This window comes from Vibrio phycocola, from assembly GCF_053850235.1.
Genome location: NZ_JBSQDJ010000007.1, coordinates 200200 through 214516, shown reverse-complemented (window position 1 = coordinate 214516; position 14317 = coordinate 200200). Strand labels below are relative to the sequence as shown.

The 14317-nt window shown below is 41.9% G+C and carries 19 protein-coding genes; 12 read left to right on the top strand and 7 right to left on the bottom strand.

Annotated features, from left to right (window positions below):
* Nucleotides 1-93: 93 nt before the first annotated feature.
* From murA to mlaF, 7 genes are read right to left on the bottom strand one after another with little or no spacing between them, the layout of a single operon-like run.
* Nucleotides 94-1356: a UDP-N-acetylglucosamine 1-carboxyvinyltransferase gene (gene murA, locus ACWU4D_RS12390; protein ID WP_456051744.1), complete on the bottom strand. Its 1263-nt coding sequence runs from the start codon at nt 1354-1356 to the stop codon at nt 94-96.
* Nucleotides 1357-1370: 14 nt separating this feature from the next.
* Entirely contained in the window at nt 1371-1625 is a 255-nt protein-coding gene (ibaG, locus tag ACWU4D_RS12385) for a BolA family iron metabolism protein IbaG (RefSeq protein WP_456051743.1), read from the bottom strand.
* Nucleotides 1618-1947: an STAS domain-containing protein gene (locus tag ACWU4D_RS12380; RefSeq protein WP_456051742.1), complete on the bottom strand. Its 330-nt coding sequence runs from the start codon at nt 1945-1947 to the stop codon at nt 1618-1620. The genes ibaG and ACWU4D_RS12380 overlap by 8 nt, the downstream gene beginning before the upstream one ends.
* Nucleotides 1947-2573, bottom strand: coding sequence for an ABC transporter substrate-binding protein (locus ACWU4D_RS12375; protein ID WP_456051770.1), 627 nt, complete (start codon nt 2571-2573; stop codon nt 1947-1949). Before ACWU4D_RS12375 ends, ACWU4D_RS12380 begins: the two co-directional genes overlap by 1 nt.
* A 53-nt stretch (nt 2574-2626) precedes the next feature.
* On the bottom strand, nt 2627-3106 hold the full coding sequence (mlaD, locus tag ACWU4D_RS12370; protein ID WP_456051741.1) for an outer membrane lipid asymmetry maintenance protein MlaD: 480 nt from the start codon (nt 3104-3106) through the stop codon (nt 2627-2629).
* A gap of 2 nt (nt 3107-3108) precedes the next feature.
* A complete protein-coding gene (mlaE, locus tag ACWU4D_RS12365; RefSeq protein WP_456051769.1) occupies nt 3109-3888 on the bottom strand; it encodes a lipid asymmetry maintenance ABC transporter permease subunit MlaE in 780 nt (259 codons plus the stop codon).
* 1 nt (nt 3889) lies between these two features.
* Nucleotides 3890-4693, bottom strand: a complete 804-nt coding sequence (mlaF, locus tag ACWU4D_RS12360; RefSeq protein ID WP_456051740.1) for a phospholipid ABC transporter ATP-binding protein MlaF — start codon at nt 4691-4693, stop codon at nt 3890-3892.
* A 335-nt stretch (nt 4694-5028) separates the two neighbouring features.
* On the opposite strand from mlaF, the gene ACWU4D_RS12355 reads away from it, so the two are divergent.
* The 12 genes from ACWU4D_RS12355 to mgtE all read left to right on the top strand — a co-directional run bounded on the left by ACWU4D_RS12355 (nt 5029) and on the right by mgtE (nt 14247).
* Nucleotides 5029-5994 (top strand): calcium/sodium antiporter, encoded by a 966-nt coding sequence (locus ACWU4D_RS12355; RefSeq protein WP_456051739.1) that lies wholly within the window; start codon nt 5029-5031, stop codon nt 5992-5994.
* 22 nt (nt 5995-6016) lie between these two features.
* Nucleotides 6017-6994 (top strand): KpsF/GutQ family sugar-phosphate isomerase, encoded by a 978-nt coding sequence (locus ACWU4D_RS12350; protein ID WP_456051738.1) that lies wholly within the window; start codon nt 6017-6019, stop codon nt 6992-6994.
* Nucleotides 6994-7545, top strand: a complete 552-nt coding sequence (kdsC, locus tag ACWU4D_RS12345; protein WP_456051737.1) for a 3-deoxy-manno-octulosonate-8-phosphatase KdsC — start codon at nt 6994-6996, stop codon at nt 7543-7545. The genes ACWU4D_RS12350 and kdsC overlap by 1 nt, the downstream gene beginning before the upstream one ends.
* Nucleotides 7542-8105: an LPS export ABC transporter periplasmic protein LptC gene (gene lptC, locus ACWU4D_RS12340; protein ID WP_456051736.1), complete on the top strand. Its 564-nt coding sequence runs from the start codon at nt 7542-7544 to the stop codon at nt 8103-8105. Before kdsC ends, lptC begins: the two co-directional genes overlap by 4 nt.
* Nucleotides 8086-8577: a lipopolysaccharide transport periplasmic protein LptA gene (lptA, locus tag ACWU4D_RS12335; protein ID WP_456051735.1), complete on the top strand. Its 492-nt coding sequence runs from the start codon at nt 8086-8088 to the stop codon at nt 8575-8577. Before lptC ends, lptA begins: the two co-directional genes overlap by 20 nt.
* Nucleotides 8578-8586: 9 nt before the next feature.
* Nucleotides 8587-9312 (top strand): LPS export ABC transporter ATP-binding protein, encoded by a 726-nt coding sequence (lptB, locus tag ACWU4D_RS12330; RefSeq protein ID WP_456051734.1) that lies wholly within the window; start codon nt 8587-8589, stop codon nt 9310-9312.
* Nucleotides 9313-9362: 50 nt separating this feature from the next.
* On the top strand, nt 9363-10841 hold the full coding sequence (locus tag ACWU4D_RS12325) for an RNA polymerase factor sigma-54 (protein WP_456051733.1): 1479 nt from the start codon (nt 9363-9365) through the stop codon (nt 10839-10841).
* A gap of 27 nt (nt 10842-10868) precedes the next feature.
* Nucleotides 10869-11156, top strand: a complete 288-nt coding sequence (hpf, locus tag ACWU4D_RS12320) for a ribosome hibernation promoting factor (protein WP_456051732.1) — start codon at nt 10869-10871, stop codon at nt 11154-11156.
* Between the two features lie 2 nt (nt 11157-11158).
* Nucleotides 11159-11611 carry a PTS IIA-like nitrogen regulatory protein PtsN gene (ptsN, locus tag ACWU4D_RS12315; RefSeq protein WP_456051731.1) on the top strand — a complete coding sequence of 151 codons (453 nt, stop codon included), beginning with the start codon at nt 11159-11161 and terminating at the stop codon, nt 11609-11611.
* A gap of 13 nt (nt 11612-11624) precedes the next feature.
* Nucleotides 11625-12482, top strand: a complete 858-nt coding sequence (rapZ, locus tag ACWU4D_RS12310) for an RNase adapter RapZ (protein WP_456051730.1) — start codon at nt 11625-11627, stop codon at nt 12480-12482.
* An 11-nt stretch (nt 12483-12493) separates the two neighbouring features.
* Complete coding sequence (locus ACWU4D_RS12305; protein WP_456051729.1) at nt 12494-12772, top strand: HPr family phosphocarrier protein; 279 nt, start codon at nt 12494-12496, stop codon at nt 12770-12772.
* Between the two features lie 119 nt (nt 12773-12891).
* On the top strand, nt 12892-14247 hold the full coding sequence (gene mgtE / locus ACWU4D_RS12300; RefSeq protein WP_456051728.1) for a magnesium transporter: 1356 nt from the start codon (nt 12892-12894) through the stop codon (nt 14245-14247).
* Nucleotides 14248-14317: the final 70 nt, after the last annotated feature.

The following is a 14317-nucleotide window of genomic DNA, read 5'->3' as shown; positions in this document are numbered from 1 at the left end:
TGAAAGTAGGCTTCGCACCTACCATACACAAACAAAAAATCGAATAAAAAAGCCGAAACCACTGTTTCGGCTAAGCAATATTATCTAATGAAGTTAAGCCGATTGATAACGCTCAATATTGACACCTAGTGCTGTCAATTTCGCTTCAATCCGGTCATAGCCACGATCAATATGATAGATACGGTCTACAATGGTTTCACCTTCAGCAATGCACCCTGCAATAACTAAACTTGCAGAGGCCCTTAAGTCTGTCGCCATAACTTCGGCACCGCTTAAGGATGTCACATCACCACAAATTACCGTATTCCCTTCAACTTCGGCTTTCGCTCCCATACGCATAAGTTCAGGAACATGCATGAAACGATTCTCAAAAATCGTTTCAGTAATCACGCCACCACCTTTTGCCATCATGTTCAGCAAAGTAAATTGAGCTTGCATATCGGTTGGGAAACCCGGATGAGGAGCAGTACGAATAGATACAGCTTTTAGCTCTCGGTCTGTCATATCCAGTGAAATCCAATCATCACCGACTTCGACGTTTGCGCCAGCTTCTTCTAACTTAGCCAACACAGCTTCGAGTAAATGCGCGTTGGTATTGTTACATTTGATACGACCACCAGAGACAGCAGCAGCCACTAAAAACGTCCCGGTTTCGATACGATCGGCAACAACACTGTGCTTACCACCTGATAGACGCTCAACACCTTCGATACGAATAGTATCAGTGCCCATACCGGTAATTTTTGCACCGATAGCATTCAAAAATAGAGCGGTATCGACAATTTCTGGCTCTCGAGCCGCGTTATCAATCACCGTTTCACCTTCGGCTAAGGTTGCTGCACACATGATCGTAATCGTTGCGCCAACACTCACTTTATCCATGACAATATGAGCGCCTTTTAAGCGACCATCAACGTTGGCTTTTACATAGCCATCTTCCAGCGTAATCGTAGCGCCAAGCTGCTCTAGACCATGGATATGTAGATCCACAGGGCGAGCTCCAATTGCACAACCACCAGGTAAAGATACTTGCCCTTGACCAAATCTTGCCACCAATGGGCCAAGTGCCCAAATCGATGCACGCATTGTTTTCACTAAATCGTAAGGAGCACAAAATTCATTTATAGGTCCGGCATCAACATTAACACAGCCATTACGAGATACTTTTGCGCCCAAACGCTGCAAAAGCTCCATGGTGGTATCAATATCGCGAAGGTGAGGAACATTGCTCACTTCAACGGGGCCTTCGGCCAAAATAGCGGCAAAAAGGATTGGGAGTGCGGCATTCTTTGCCCCAGAAATTGTCACTTCCCCCGTAAGAGGAGCGTTAGAACCTATTATGCGAAACTTTTCCATCAACTTATTTACCCTTACAGTGACATCAGTTTTTTATCACGCGCCCATTCATCTGGCGTGAATGCTTTAATCGATACCGCATGGATATCATTGCGTTTGATGTACTCCATCAGAGGGGTGTAAATTAGTTGTTGTTTTTTAACTCGGCTCATCGATTCAAAGCAGGTGTCAATCGCTACAACTTCGTAATGACTGTTTTCACCTTTAACATGAATTTCTTGGAGGGAAAGTGCGTCGTTTAATATCTGTTGTACTTGGGCGCTATCCAAAATCGGCTCCTGATTCATTCTTTAAGTGTTGAGCAACGATACTTTCAACGTTGCTCAATTGAAATAATGTACGCAGCTTAGCTGGCACGAAGTCGAACATTATATGACAGTTATTATTTTTTGCATGCTCTATTAAGTGGATTAACAACACCATTCCTGCGGAATCTACTCGATTGACCTTTTCTAATGAGACAGAAACCGCATTTTCGGTCGGTTTCCATTGTTGTATAACAAGCCATAAGTTGGATGTAGAATCTCGGTCTAAATCACCTGATAACTCTATAACCCCTGACTTTGTTACGTCCCATTGTCCATGACTCATTAAGCTTTACCTTTATAGTTAATCGGTTGCTTAGCAATAGCCTCGAGTTCCTTTGCAACAGATAAGATTCCATCTTGACGAATTTTACCATTCCACTCTGATTGTTTTGCGGATAGTAAACTAATTCCCTCAGCAATCATGTCATAGGCTTGCCATTGATTGGATTTATTTTTGCGTAACTTAAATTCGATATTAATGTTCGAAGAAGGCGCATCTAAAATGGTAACTTTTGCACTTGCAATTCTATCCTCTGGTCCAATCGGTGTTTCTGGCCCAAAGCGCAATTCTTGATCTGTGTACTGAGCTAATATTTGTGCATAGTTTGTCACCAAATAGCCACGAAATGCTTTAATGAACTCTTTAACGTCGTCCTTCTTAGCGCCTTTTAAGTTCGAACCCAATAGCTTCAATGCCGTATATTGAGAGTTAACATAAGGCATCAGTTCATCTTCAACGACCACTTTTAAATAATCATGGTCTTGCTGAATCTTTGGCTGTTCTGCTTTTAGGCGAGCAAATGTATTCTCCGCAACTTGAGTAATTAACTGGTACGGATTACTACTATCAATCTCCTCAGATGACACCTGAAACGAAAACATCAGTGTCGCTAGCACTAAAAAACACATTCTAATTTGATTAAACATTTTCATCATTTATTACTCACTTTACCTATTTATTACTATTCATCTGAGTCGCCATCACGATAGAGGAATTGACCGATAAGATCTTCAATTACAAGCGCTGATTGAGTATCTTCAATCTGATTACCATCAACTAACATTGCGTTATCATCTTCCCAAACAAAGCCGGGCTCTAAACCTAAGTATTGCTCACCAATCAAACCTGCTGTCAGGATCTTCAGGCTTGAATTCTCTGGAAATTGGTCATAGCGAGATTCAATGTCTAATGTGACAACCGGCTGCAATGACGCCTCGTCTAATTTAATATCGGTGACTCGACCTACGACAACACCACCCACTTTGACGGGGGCCTTTTCTTTCAAGGTTCCAATATTGTCAAATTTTGCAGTAAGACGATAAGTATCACTCGATCCTAACCCTGTTACATCAGCGACTTGAAAAATCATTACCAGAATTGCGCAAATTCCAGCAAGGATAAAACTACCCACTAACAGTTCAATTTTTCGTGTTTGTTGCATGACTAATTCCCAAACATCAGTGCAGTAAGAATAAAGTCCAATCCCAGTACAGCTAAAGAAGAATGAACTACGGTTTTTGTCGTTGCACGACTAATGCCTTCAGAAGTCGGAACGGAATCATACCCATTAAAGAGTGCAATCCAAGTAATTGTTAAGGCGAAAACGATACATTTAATTGCACTATTGCCAATATCACGCCCTAACTCCACGGAAGATTGCATGGTTGCCCAAAAGCTACCGTGATCGATACCTTTCCACTCAACGCCAACTAATTGTCCTCCCCAGATACCTACCGCCATAAAGATCATCGCGAGTAAAGGAAGTGAAATAACACCAGCCCAAAAACGAGGAGCGATGACTCTTTTAAGAGGATCTATTGCCATCATTTCTAAGCTGGAAATTTGCTCCGTCGCTTTCATTAAGCCGATTTCTGCGGTTAGTGCAGAGCCCGCTCGACCAGCAAACAGTAAAGCAGTAACCACAGGACCAAGCTCTCGCAATAGTGAGAGTGATACCATTTGTCCCAAGCTTCCTTCTGCACCGTAATCGATTAAAATAACGTATCCTTGCAAGCTTAAAACCATGCCGATGAATAAACCTGAAACAAGGATAATGGCTAACGATTGAACTCCAACGCTATAAAGTTGCTTAACCAACAAAGGAAAATTCTTTATTGGTTGAGGACGTCCTACTAAAGCACCAAATAGCATCAAACTGGCACGACCAAAGGCTTCGCAAATACTCATCGCACGATGACCTAAACCGGCAACCCATTCGGCCATATTATTCAACATGGAATAAATCCTTTTCTATTGGTTCTGCTGGATAACGAAATGGTACTGGACCATCAGCTTCACCACGAAGAAACTGCATCACTTTAGGATCGCTGTTTTCTCGTAACTGTTCCGGAGTGCCTTCTGCAATGACTTTACCATCAGCCAAAATATAAACCCAATCAGCAATACTCATCACTTCAGGTACATCATGCGATACCACAATAGAGGTAAGATCAAGCGCATGATTCAAGTTGCGAATCAATTGCACCAACACCCCCATTGTCATTGGATCTTGGCCAGCAAAAGGCTCATCGTACATAATTAAGTCTGGATCGAGAGCAATGGAGCGAGCCAATGCTGCTCGACGTGCCATACCTCCCGATAGTTCACTAGGCATTAATTGCGCTGCACCACGCAATCCTACTGCTTCTAACTTCAACAATACCAAGGTATGAATCAGGTCTTCCGTTAGATCCGTATGCTCTCGTAATGGAAACGCCACATTATCAAAGACACTGATATCCGTAAAAAGTGCACCCGATTGAAACAACATACTCATTTTTTTTCGTGCTTGGTACAAAGCATTCCGGTTGAGCTTGGGGATATTTTCACCATCAAACCAAATTTCGCCCTCTTCGGGAAGCAACTGGCCACCGATCAATCGCAAGAGCGTAGTTTTCCCTGTGCCCGATGGCCCCATAATCGCAGTCACCTTTCCTTTTGGAACTCGCAATGTGATGCCATCGAAGATTGCACGTTGAGAACGTGAAAACGTAAGGTTGTTAATGGTAACAAGATCTGAATCAGACATAGTCACGACCAAATACATAAATAAAATAATCAATCATTAATCATAGGCACAATTTGACGAAATTAAAAGCACTGTTCGATTAGGTAATATAAACAACCGTAAAATATAAACATTTTTTCGCGGTATCTGAGGAATAGTGATATTATAGCGCGCCTTTTATCCACCAATTTTGATTAATTAGAACGAGTAAACCGTAACACTTGCTTACAATAGGTGATTATTTGCCCTCATAAGCACGGTTACTTCGCTGTCCGTTCTACTGTTCCATTTTTACTTTGCTAAAAGTAAAAATGGTTAGCTATATTATTTATCACTAACATGGATTAGGAATTGTCATGCTTGAAACTGTTATTTTTCTCATTATTGGACTCATCTTACTCGTCTGGAGTGCAGATAAACTGGTATATGGCGCAGCTGCCTTAGCTAGAAATGTAGGAATTTCTCCTTTAATTATTGGTATGACGATCCTCGCTATGGGCTCTTCTGCCCCTGAAATGATGGTATCAGCAACGGCAGCGCTTGCCGGAAAAACAGATACAGCCGTTGGTAATGTCATTGGTTCCAACATTGCCAATATCGCGCTTATTTTAGGGATAACGGCCATCATTAAACCGTTATCAGTGAGTTCGGGAATATTACGCCGCGAACTGCCTCTTATGCTCATCGTCACCGTGGTTGCTGGTGCTATTTTGTGGGACAGCACCTTAAGTCAATTTGATGGTATCGTTCTTTTTGTTCTTTTCGCGTTATTTATCATCACCATGATATACATCAGTCGTAAAGAGAACCATAAAGACGATATAATGCTAGAGGAACAAGAATCAGAAATACCTGAAGGGGTAAGTAATAAAAGTGCAACTTTTTGGCTTATTCTTGGACTAATTCTCTTACCACTTTCAGCTAACATGTTAGTAGAAAACGCCGTTGTCATAGCCAAATATTTCGGCATGAGCGACCTAGTTATTGGTTTAACAATCATTGCGATAGGTACGAGTTTGCCTGAGTTAGCAGCGTCACTCGCTGGTGTACTAAAAGGCGAAGACGATATGGCGCTTGGTAATATTATTGGTTCTAATGTCTTCAATATATTAGCCGTCATGGGAATACCGGGATTACTTAATCCATCTATCATCAGTCCTCATGCGATGGAAAGAGACTATTGGATTATGCTAGCCCTATCGCTCATATTGGTTCCTATGGCTCTAGGAAAAGCACGTCGCGTTAATCGCGTTGAAGGCTTCTTGTTATTTGCTTCTTTTGTCTGCTATCAAGCTTTTTTATTTTTCAACATGACCGCTTAATACAGCGCTTCGGAGTACGTTAATGTCGAACGATTTTGATTTTTGTCTTACTGGTAAACAGGTTCTAGCAACTGAGATTGCCGGACTACAACAACTAGAGAGCTACATTAATGAGGATTTTGATCGCGCATGCGATCTCATCCTGAATAAAACCCGAAGCAAAGTCATCGTCATGGGCGTAGGAAAGTCTGGCCATATTGGTAATAAATTAGCGGCAACGCTCGCCAGTACGGGTACGCCTTCTTTTTTTGTTCATCCAGGTGAAGCGTCACATGGCGATTTAGGTATGATATCTGAAGGCGACGTGGTACTTGCTATCTCCTATTCAGGGGAATCATCAGAGATTCTTCCGCTGTATCCTGTTTTAAAAAGGCGCTCGATTCCTATCATTGCCATGACAGGTAATCCGAATTCTAACATGGCGACTCTGGCTAATATCCATTTACAAATCACGATACCTGAAGAAGCCTGCCCTTTAGGCTTAGCGCCAACCACAAGCTCAACAGCGACTTTAGTGATGGGTGATGCGTTAGCGATTGCTCTATTACAAGCACGTGGATTTACCAAAGACGACTTTGCTCTTTCTCATCCCGGTGGCGCGTTAGGTCGGAAGCTATTGTTACTCCTTTCCGATATTATGCATAAAGAAAACGAGCTGCCAAAAGTCAGCCCAAAAGCTTTTATCCGAGACGCCTTGCTTGAAATCAGCCAAAAAGGTTTAGGGATGACTGCAATTGTTGATGAAAATGACGTTCTACTAGGTATTTTTACTGATGGAGACTTACGTCGCATTTTGGACAAGCGTATCGATATTCACACCGCGTACATCGAAGATGTCATGACACGTAACCCAACCGTATCGTCGCCTAACCTTTTGGCAGTCGAAGGGTTGAATTTAATGCAAAATAAGCGGATTAATGGCTTAATGCTGACCGATGATAATGGACATCTAGTTGGCGCTCTCAACATGCATGATCTATTAAAAGCAGGAGTAATGTAATGTTAATTGATACTTTGTATGGTCCTGTCGACAACGCTATTTTCTCTATAGCCAGCAAAATTAAGCTACTGATATGCGATGTTGATGGCGTATTTTCTGATGGCTTGATTTACATGGGAAACAATGGTGAAGAGCTAAAAACATTCCATACCCGAGATGGCTACGGCGTCAAAGCACTTATGAGCGCTGACATTAATGTTGCGATCATTACCGGGCGTCAATCAGCCATTGTTGAAAACAGAATGACCGCACTCGGTATCTCATTAATTTATCAAGGCCAAGACAATAAACTCCAAGCCTATGCTGATATTTGTCAGCAACTTAATATCGCTCCAGAACACACCGCATATATCGGCGATGATATGATTGATTGGCCGGTGATGGAAAAAGTTGCGTTAAAAGTTTGCGTAGCGGATGGTCACCCTTTACTCGCTAAAAAAGCCAATTATGTCACTCAAACCTTGGGTGGCAGAGGTGCAGTAAGGGAAGTGTGCGATCTTATATTACAAGCTCGTGGAGAGTTAGAGATGCACAAAGGTTTAAGTATATGACCTTTTCGCGCTACCTTTATATCGTCTTGATAGGAATATCAGGATGGTTAATCTACTATATAAATGCAGACAACAGCCAAGTGGACATCCAAGTAACACCGGATATTGAATTACCTGCATTTAGTGGTAGTGAACTTAGCAATACCACTTACGATCCTCTTGGTATTCGAAACTATCAAATTAAATCCACAAGTCTGGAATATTATTCGACCAGTGGTAATACAACGTTTGATGCTCCAATATTGTTTGTTTACCGAGAAGGGACTTTGGTTGAATGGAAGATTACATCAAAGCGTGGCATTCTAGCTAAAGACCAAGTGTTAACGCTCTATGATGATGTCGTTGCAGAAAATATGTTAGAAGGTGCCAGTTTCGATACGCTAAAGACTGAAAAGTTAAGCATTCACCTCGGAACCAATGATTTCTGGACAGATAATGATGTCGTCACTAAAGGGCCTCAATTTGAAAACTTTAGTCATGCATTAAAAGGCAACTTCAACGCTCAAGAGGCGGAACTTTATAACCATGTGCAGGGTGTATATGAAAATCTCATACCTTAGTTTATTTGCTGTTTTAGCCCTATCCAATTCGGCTTCTGCGCTTACCACCGATTCTGATCAGCCTGTCTACATCGATTCGGATAGCCAACGCTTGAACCTGAAAAGTAACCAAGTCACATTTCTAGGTAACGTTACATTGACTCAAGGCTCAATCAATATCAAAGCGGATAAAATCATCGTTATTCGAGATTCTGAAACGGGCAATGTCAATGAAATTCAAGGTTATGGTAACCTGTCAACGTTTTCCCAAGAAACTGACGAGGGTGACACGCTATACGGTGAAGCAAAGCAGCTGCTATATAAAATGTCAGACGAAACACTCACCATGATAGAGAGCGCTAAGTTATCTCAAGAAGACAGTGTGATTAAAAGTTCTAAAATTCGCTATAAAATAGCCGAACAAACTTTAATCGCTGACAGTGATAAAAACCAACGTGTATCGACCGTCTTCCACCCTAATGCGGAAAAATAATAATTCGTTATGTCCATACTTAGAGCACAACACTTAGCTAAGAGCTACAAAAAACGTAAAGTCGTTTCTGACGTTAGCCTGGAAGTAAATTCGGGACAAATTGTGGGCCTATTGGGTCCAAACGGCGCTGGAAAAACCACGTCGTTTTATATGATTGTTGGTCTAGTTGCTCGAGATGAAGGCACGATAACCATCGACGACGAAGACATCAGTATCCTACCTATGCACAGTCGTGCTAGGATGGGGATTGGCTACTTACCTCAAGAAGCATCCATCTTTCGCAAATTATCTGTGGAAGATAATATCATGGCAGTACTACAAACTCGTGATGAAATCACTCGAGAGCAGCGCCAAGATAAACTGGAAGAATTACTCAAAGAGTTTCATATCCAGCACATCCGCAAGAGTGCAGGTATGGCATTATCTGGAGGGGAGCGCCGCCGAGTTGAGATTGCTCGTGCTTTAGCCGCCAATCCGCAGTTTATTTTACTTGACGAACCCTTTGCGGGCGTCGACCCCATATCGGTCATCGATATCAAAAAGATTATCGAGCATTTACGGGATCGTGGTTTGGGGGTATTAATCACTGACCACAATGTAAGAGAAACCTTAGATGTCTGTGAAAAAGCCTATATCGTGAGCCAAGGGCAACTTATTGCAGAAGGCACGCCAGAGGCAGTGCTAAACAATGAACATGTGAAACAAGTTTATCTCGGCGAACAATTCCGTCTATGATTAAATTAGATAGAAGCTCAATTTAAGAACGAAAAGGTAACTTATACCGAATGAAAGCGTCATTACAACTTAAGTTAGGTCAACAGTTAGCGATGACACCGCAGCTGCAACAAGCCATTCGCTTGCTGCAGCTTTCTACGCTTGATCTCCAACAAGAGATTCAAGAAGCATTGGAATCAAACCCTCTTCTCGATGTTGAAGAAGCGTTTGAAGAACTCGTGCAAGCGGAAAATGCTCAGAACGAAGCCAAACCAGAAAAAGAACCGACCGTTGAAGTCGTTGAAGTAGATACCCAAGATAGTTCTGAAGTTATTGAAAAATCAGAAATTAGCGCCGAGCTAGAAATCGATACGACCTGGGAAGATGTTTACAGCGCAAATACAGGCAGTACTGGCATTGCCAGCGATGATGATTTACCGGTATATCAAGGTGAAACAACTCAGTCTTTGTATGATTACTTACTATGGCAACTCGACCTAACACCGTTCACTGAAATCGATCATATGATAGCACTCGCCATCATAGATGCAGTTGATGACTATGGTTACCTAAATCAATCTCTTGAAGAGCTGCTTGAAAGTGTTAATAGCAACAGTGAAGCCGAAGAGATTGAACTCGATGAAATTGAAGCTGTTCGCAAACGGATTCAGCAATTTGATCCTTTAGGTGTGGCTTCTATTAACTTGCAAGACTGCCTCCTACTTCAACTTGCTACGTATCCTGAAGAGACTCCATGGCTTAAAGAAGCTAAGTTAGTTTTGAGTGACTATATTGATCAGCTCGGAAATCGTGACTACAAAATCATCTTAAAAGAGACAAAACTCAAAGAGGATGAGCTGCGCAATGCGATGCAACTTATCCAAGAGTTAAACCCTCGACCAGGTAGCGATATCAATACCGATCACGCGGAATATGTCGTCCCTGATGTTTCAGTCTACAAAGATCTCGGCAAATGGGTCGTGACAATCAACCCTGATAGCATTCCAAAGTTAAAAATCAATCAACAATATGCTGAATTAGGCCGCGGAAATAGCGCTGATAGCTCTTATATCCGAACGAATTTACAAGAAGCCAAATGGCTGATTAAAAGCTTAGAAAGCCGCAATGAAACCTTACTAAAAGTCGCCAAATGTATTGTAGAGCATCAAAAAGAATTCTTTGAACAAGGCGAAGAAGCGATGAAGCCAATGGTACTAAATGATGTTGCATTAGCAGTAGAGATGCATGAATCGACCATATCGCGGGTTACCACTCAAAAATATATGCATACCCCTAGGGGAATATTCGAACTTAAATACTTTTTCTCTAGCCATGTAAGCACTGATAATGGCGGAGAATGTTCATCGACTGCAATTCGAGCACTAATTAAAAAATTAGTCGCTTCAGAAAGCTTAGCTAAACCACTTAGTGACAGTAAAATTGCAGCACTGCTCGCTGAACAAGGGATCCAAGTTGCCCGAAGAACCATTGCTAAATATCGTGAATCCTTGGGAATTGCCCCATCTAGTCAGCGAAAACGTCTACTTTAATCACTAAAGAAGAGAGAAGGAACGTATATGCAAATTAATATTAGTGGCCATCACATTGATCTTACCGACTCGATGCAAGAATATGTCAGGACAAAATTCAACAAGCTTGAACGTTTTTTTGAGCATATTAACAGTGTTCAGGTTATCCTTAAGGTCGAAAAAAATCAGCAAATAGCAGAAGCAACTCTTCACGTAAACAGTGGTGAGATTCATGCGACAGCTGATAACGAAAATATGTACGCAGCGATTGATAGTTTGGTGGATAAACTGGTTCGCCAACTCAATAAACATAAAGAAAAATTAAGTAACCATTAATTATGCAATTAAGTGATGTATTAGCATTGGACTGCACTAAAAGTGGAGTCCAATGTTCAAGTAAAAAAAGAGCCCTAGAAATCATCAGTGAAATAGCAGCTCAGTACTCAGGGTTAAGTTCTCATGATCTGTTTGAATGTATGCTGTCACGTGAAAAAGTAGGGACAACAGGAATTGGTAATGGTATTGCGATTCCTCATGCTCGGATGACATCACTAGATAATGCCGTTGCGGTTCTCATTCAATGCGAAGAACCTATCGATTTCGATGCTATCGATCATCGACCTATTGATATTCTATTTGCTCTTTTAGTCCCAGAAGATCAATGTCAGGAACACCTAAAGACGTTGTCTCTGATGGCAGAAAGACTCAATGATAAGCAAGTACTAAAAGCGCTACGCAAAGCAGAAAGCGATGAAAGCTTGTATAATATAATGCTCGGTCAACCAAATTAGTTGAGATTAAATTATGCGTGTTATCGTCGTCAGTGGTCAATCTGGAGCAGGAAAGAGCGTTGCATTACGTGTCTTAGAAGACCTTGGTTACTATTGTGTCGATAATTTACCTGTCAGTTTACTCGACCCATTTATTCAATCTATTCAAAACGGCAAGCAAAATGTGGCCGTTAGTATCGATATTCGAAATCTACCTAAAGACCCAGAGCATATTCAGCAGACACTTGGTGAGTTAAAAGACAGTAACGATGTTAATGTCTTATTTATCGATGCAAGCAAAGAAACATTACTCAAACGCTACAGCGAAACCCGACGCATTCACCCTCTCACCATCTCCGATAGTCGTCTTTCTTTAGATCAAGCAATTGAATTGGAATGTTCGCTACTAACAGCTCTGCGTGAACATGCAGATCTTCTGATCAATACAACAGATAAATCTATCCATGACCTGAGTGAAATGGTTAGAACCCGAGTAGAAGGCCGAGAACGTAAAGAGCTCGTCATGGTGTTTCAATCGTTTGGTTTCAAATATGGCCTACCAAGCGATGCAGATTATGTTTTTGATGTCCGTTTTTTACCAAACCCTCACTGGGAACCAGAGTTAAGAGTCTTCACTGGACTTGATACTCCAGTACAAACCTTTTTAGAAAGTCATCAAGATGTTGTCGATATGAAGCTGCAGATCCAGAACTTTTTCGAGCATTGGCTGGATGCCTTAGAAACCAATAACCGCAGCTACCTTACGGTCGCTATTGGCTGTACTGGGGGCAAACATCGTTCAGTCTATTTGACTCAAAAAATTGGCGAGCACTTTATCGCTAACGGTCATCAAGTACAAATTCGTCATACCTCATTGGAAAAAAATCAGTAGGACCCTTTCTTATGTCGCAAGCTAACCGTACTGTCTTAATTCAAAATAGACTTGGCTTACATGCACGAGCTGCAATGAAACTCGTTGAACTTGCTCAGTCCTTCTCTGCTATTATCTCCATTCAAAATCAAGAAGGAAAAGAAGCAACAGCGGATAGTGTAATGGGATTACTTATGCTGGAATCAGCGCAAGGACAGTACGTTACCATTTCAGCAAACGGTGACGATGCAGAATCCTCATTAGAAGCAATTTGCCATCTGATTGAAGATAAATTCGAAGAACAAGAATAAGCGATATTGCTGCTTCTAGCGGATTAAAAATACTATTTAAAACGATTAACTTGAGTTGATTGCTCAACAAGATACGTTACTATTAGCGGATAAAAGTTAGAAAATAGAGGGTAGAAAAAATGGCAGAGCAAATAGAGTACGACCAAGCTCACCAAACCCTCCAGCAAATAGCAGATGCGCTCGATAACGGCCGATATGTTCATGTCCGCCGTCAACTCCAAGATATGGAGCCAGAAGATATTGCCATTCTTCTGGAAGCTTCCCCTCGAAAAAGTCGTCAAGTTCTTTGGCAATTAACCGACCCTGAAGATTACGGCGAAATTCTTGATGAACTAAACGAAGATGTGAAAGATGCTCTGGTTTCTACCATGGCTCCTGAGCTTCTCGTTGAAGCGACAGAGGGGATGGAAACCGATGATGTCGCCTATGTACTGCGTAGTTTACCTGACGATCTTTCCAAAGAAATTCTGTCTCAAATGGATGAGGCAAATCGTCAACGAGTAGAAATGGCCCTTTCCTATCCGGAAGACAGTGCTGGCTCATTGATGAATACCGATGTCATAACGATTCGGGGCGATGTTGATGTTGACGTGGTATTACGTTATTTGCGAATAAAAGGAGAATTACCTCACGCAACCGATGCGCTCTATGTCATTGATGCCGAGAGTAAATTAATTGGTCATTTATCGCTCACCACACTGATCACAACTCAACCCGATGTCAAAATAGTCGATATCATGGATGACGCCGATGAAGCCATTTCCGTTGAAACTCCAGATAGCGATGTGGCAAGCCTATTTGAACGCCGAAACTGGGTGTCAGCCCCAGTTGTCGATCAAAACGGTCACTTAGTCGGTCGTATTACCATCGATGATGTCGTTGACGTCATTCGTGAAGATGCCGAACACACCATGATGAGCATGGCAGGTATGGACGATGAAGAAGATACCTTTGCTCCAGTTGTAAAATCGGCCCGAAAAAGAAGCATCTGGCTTGGTGCTAATGTCCTTGCCGCTCTAGCTGCAGCATCAGTCTCCAATATGTTCGAAGCCACATTAGAAGAAATGGCTGCGGTTGCAGTATTAATGACTATAGTTCCCTCAATGGGCGGTGTGGCAGGAAACCAAACTGTCGCCTTGGTTATACGAGGTCTTGCGTTGGGGCATATCGGTGAAAGTAACCAACGTGAATTACTTCTAAAAGAAGCGGCAATTGGCTTACTCAATGGCGTAGCTTGGGCGGTCATTATTGGTGGGATCGTTATGTTCTGGAAAGGAAGTATGATGCTTGGCTTGTTTATCTCCTGTGCCATGCTAACGAACTTAATCGTTGCCGGTGTTGCTGGCGTGAGTATTCCTATCTTACTCAAGAGAATGAAGATCGATCCTGCATTAGCGGGTGGGATGGCATTAACCACAGTCACCGACGTCGTTGGATTATCTGTTTTCTTGGGTCTCGCAACACTATTTGCATAATTGTTACATTAATAACCATATTTTTGTTACGTGGATAACACTTCTAAATGTGCAGAAGATCAAATTTTTA

Bases quoted from the DNA above. Each gene is read 5' to 3' on its own strand.
- mlaD (WP_456051741.1), bottom strand. From the start codon at position 3,106: ATGCAACAAACACGAAAAATTGAACTGTTAGTGGGTAGTTTTATCCTT.
- rapZ (WP_456051730.1), top strand. From the start codon at position 11,625: ATGCGTGTTATCGTCGTCAGTGGTCAATCTGGAGCAGGAAAGAGCGTT.
- mlaE (WP_456051769.1), bottom strand. From the start codon at position 3,888: ATGGCCGAATGGGTTGCCGGTTTAGGTCATCGTGCGATGAGTATTTGC.
- kdsC (WP_456051737.1), top strand. From the start codon at position 6,994: ATGTTAATTGATACTTTGTATGGTCCTGTCGACAACGCTATTTTCTCT.
- ACWU4D_RS12350 (WP_456051738.1), top strand. From the start codon at position 6,017: ATGTCGAACGATTTTGATTTTTGTCTTACTGGTAAACAGGTTCTAGCA.
- mlaF (WP_456051740.1), bottom strand. From the start codon at position 4,693: ATGTCTGATTCAGATCTTGTTACCATTAACAACCTTACGTTTTCACGT.
- ACWU4D_RS12375 (WP_456051770.1), bottom strand. From the start codon at position 2,573: ATGTGTTTTTTAGTGCTAGCGACACTGATGTTTTCGTTTCAGGTGTCA.
- mgtE (WP_456051728.1), top strand. From the start codon at position 12,892: ATGGCAGAGCAAATAGAGTACGACCAAGCTCACCAAACCCTCCAGCAA.
- ACWU4D_RS12325 (WP_456051733.1), top strand. From the start codon at position 9,363: ATGAAAGCGTCATTACAACTTAAGTTAGGTCAACAGTTAGCGATGACA.
- ACWU4D_RS12305 (WP_456051729.1), top strand. From the start codon at position 12,494: ATGTCGCAAGCTAACCGTACTGTCTTAATTCAAAATAGACTTGGCTTA.
- ptsN (WP_456051731.1), top strand. From the start codon at position 11,159: ATGCAATTAAGTGATGTATTAGCATTGGACTGCACTAAAAGTGGAGTC.
- ACWU4D_RS12380 (WP_456051742.1), bottom strand. From the start codon at position 1,947: ATGAGTCATGGACAATGGGACGTAACAAAGTCAGGGGTTATAGAGTTA.
- lptA (WP_456051735.1), top strand. From the start codon at position 8,086: ATGAAAATCTCATACCTTAGTTTATTTGCTGTTTTAGCCCTATCCAAT.
- ACWU4D_RS12355 (WP_456051739.1), top strand. From the start codon at position 5,029: ATGCTTGAAACTGTTATTTTTCTCATTATTGGACTCATCTTACTCGTC.
- hpf (WP_456051732.1), top strand. From the start codon at position 10,869: ATGCAAATTAATATTAGTGGCCATCACATTGATCTTACCGACTCGATG.
- lptC (WP_456051736.1), top strand. From the start codon at position 7,542: ATGACCTTTTCGCGCTACCTTTATATCGTCTTGATAGGAATATCAGGA.
- murA (WP_456051744.1), bottom strand. From the start codon at position 1,356: ATGGAAAAGTTTCGCATAATAGGTTCTAACGCTCCTCTTACGGGGGAA.
- lptB (WP_456051734.1), top strand. From the start codon at position 8,587: ATGTCCATACTTAGAGCACAACACTTAGCTAAGAGCTACAAAAAACGT.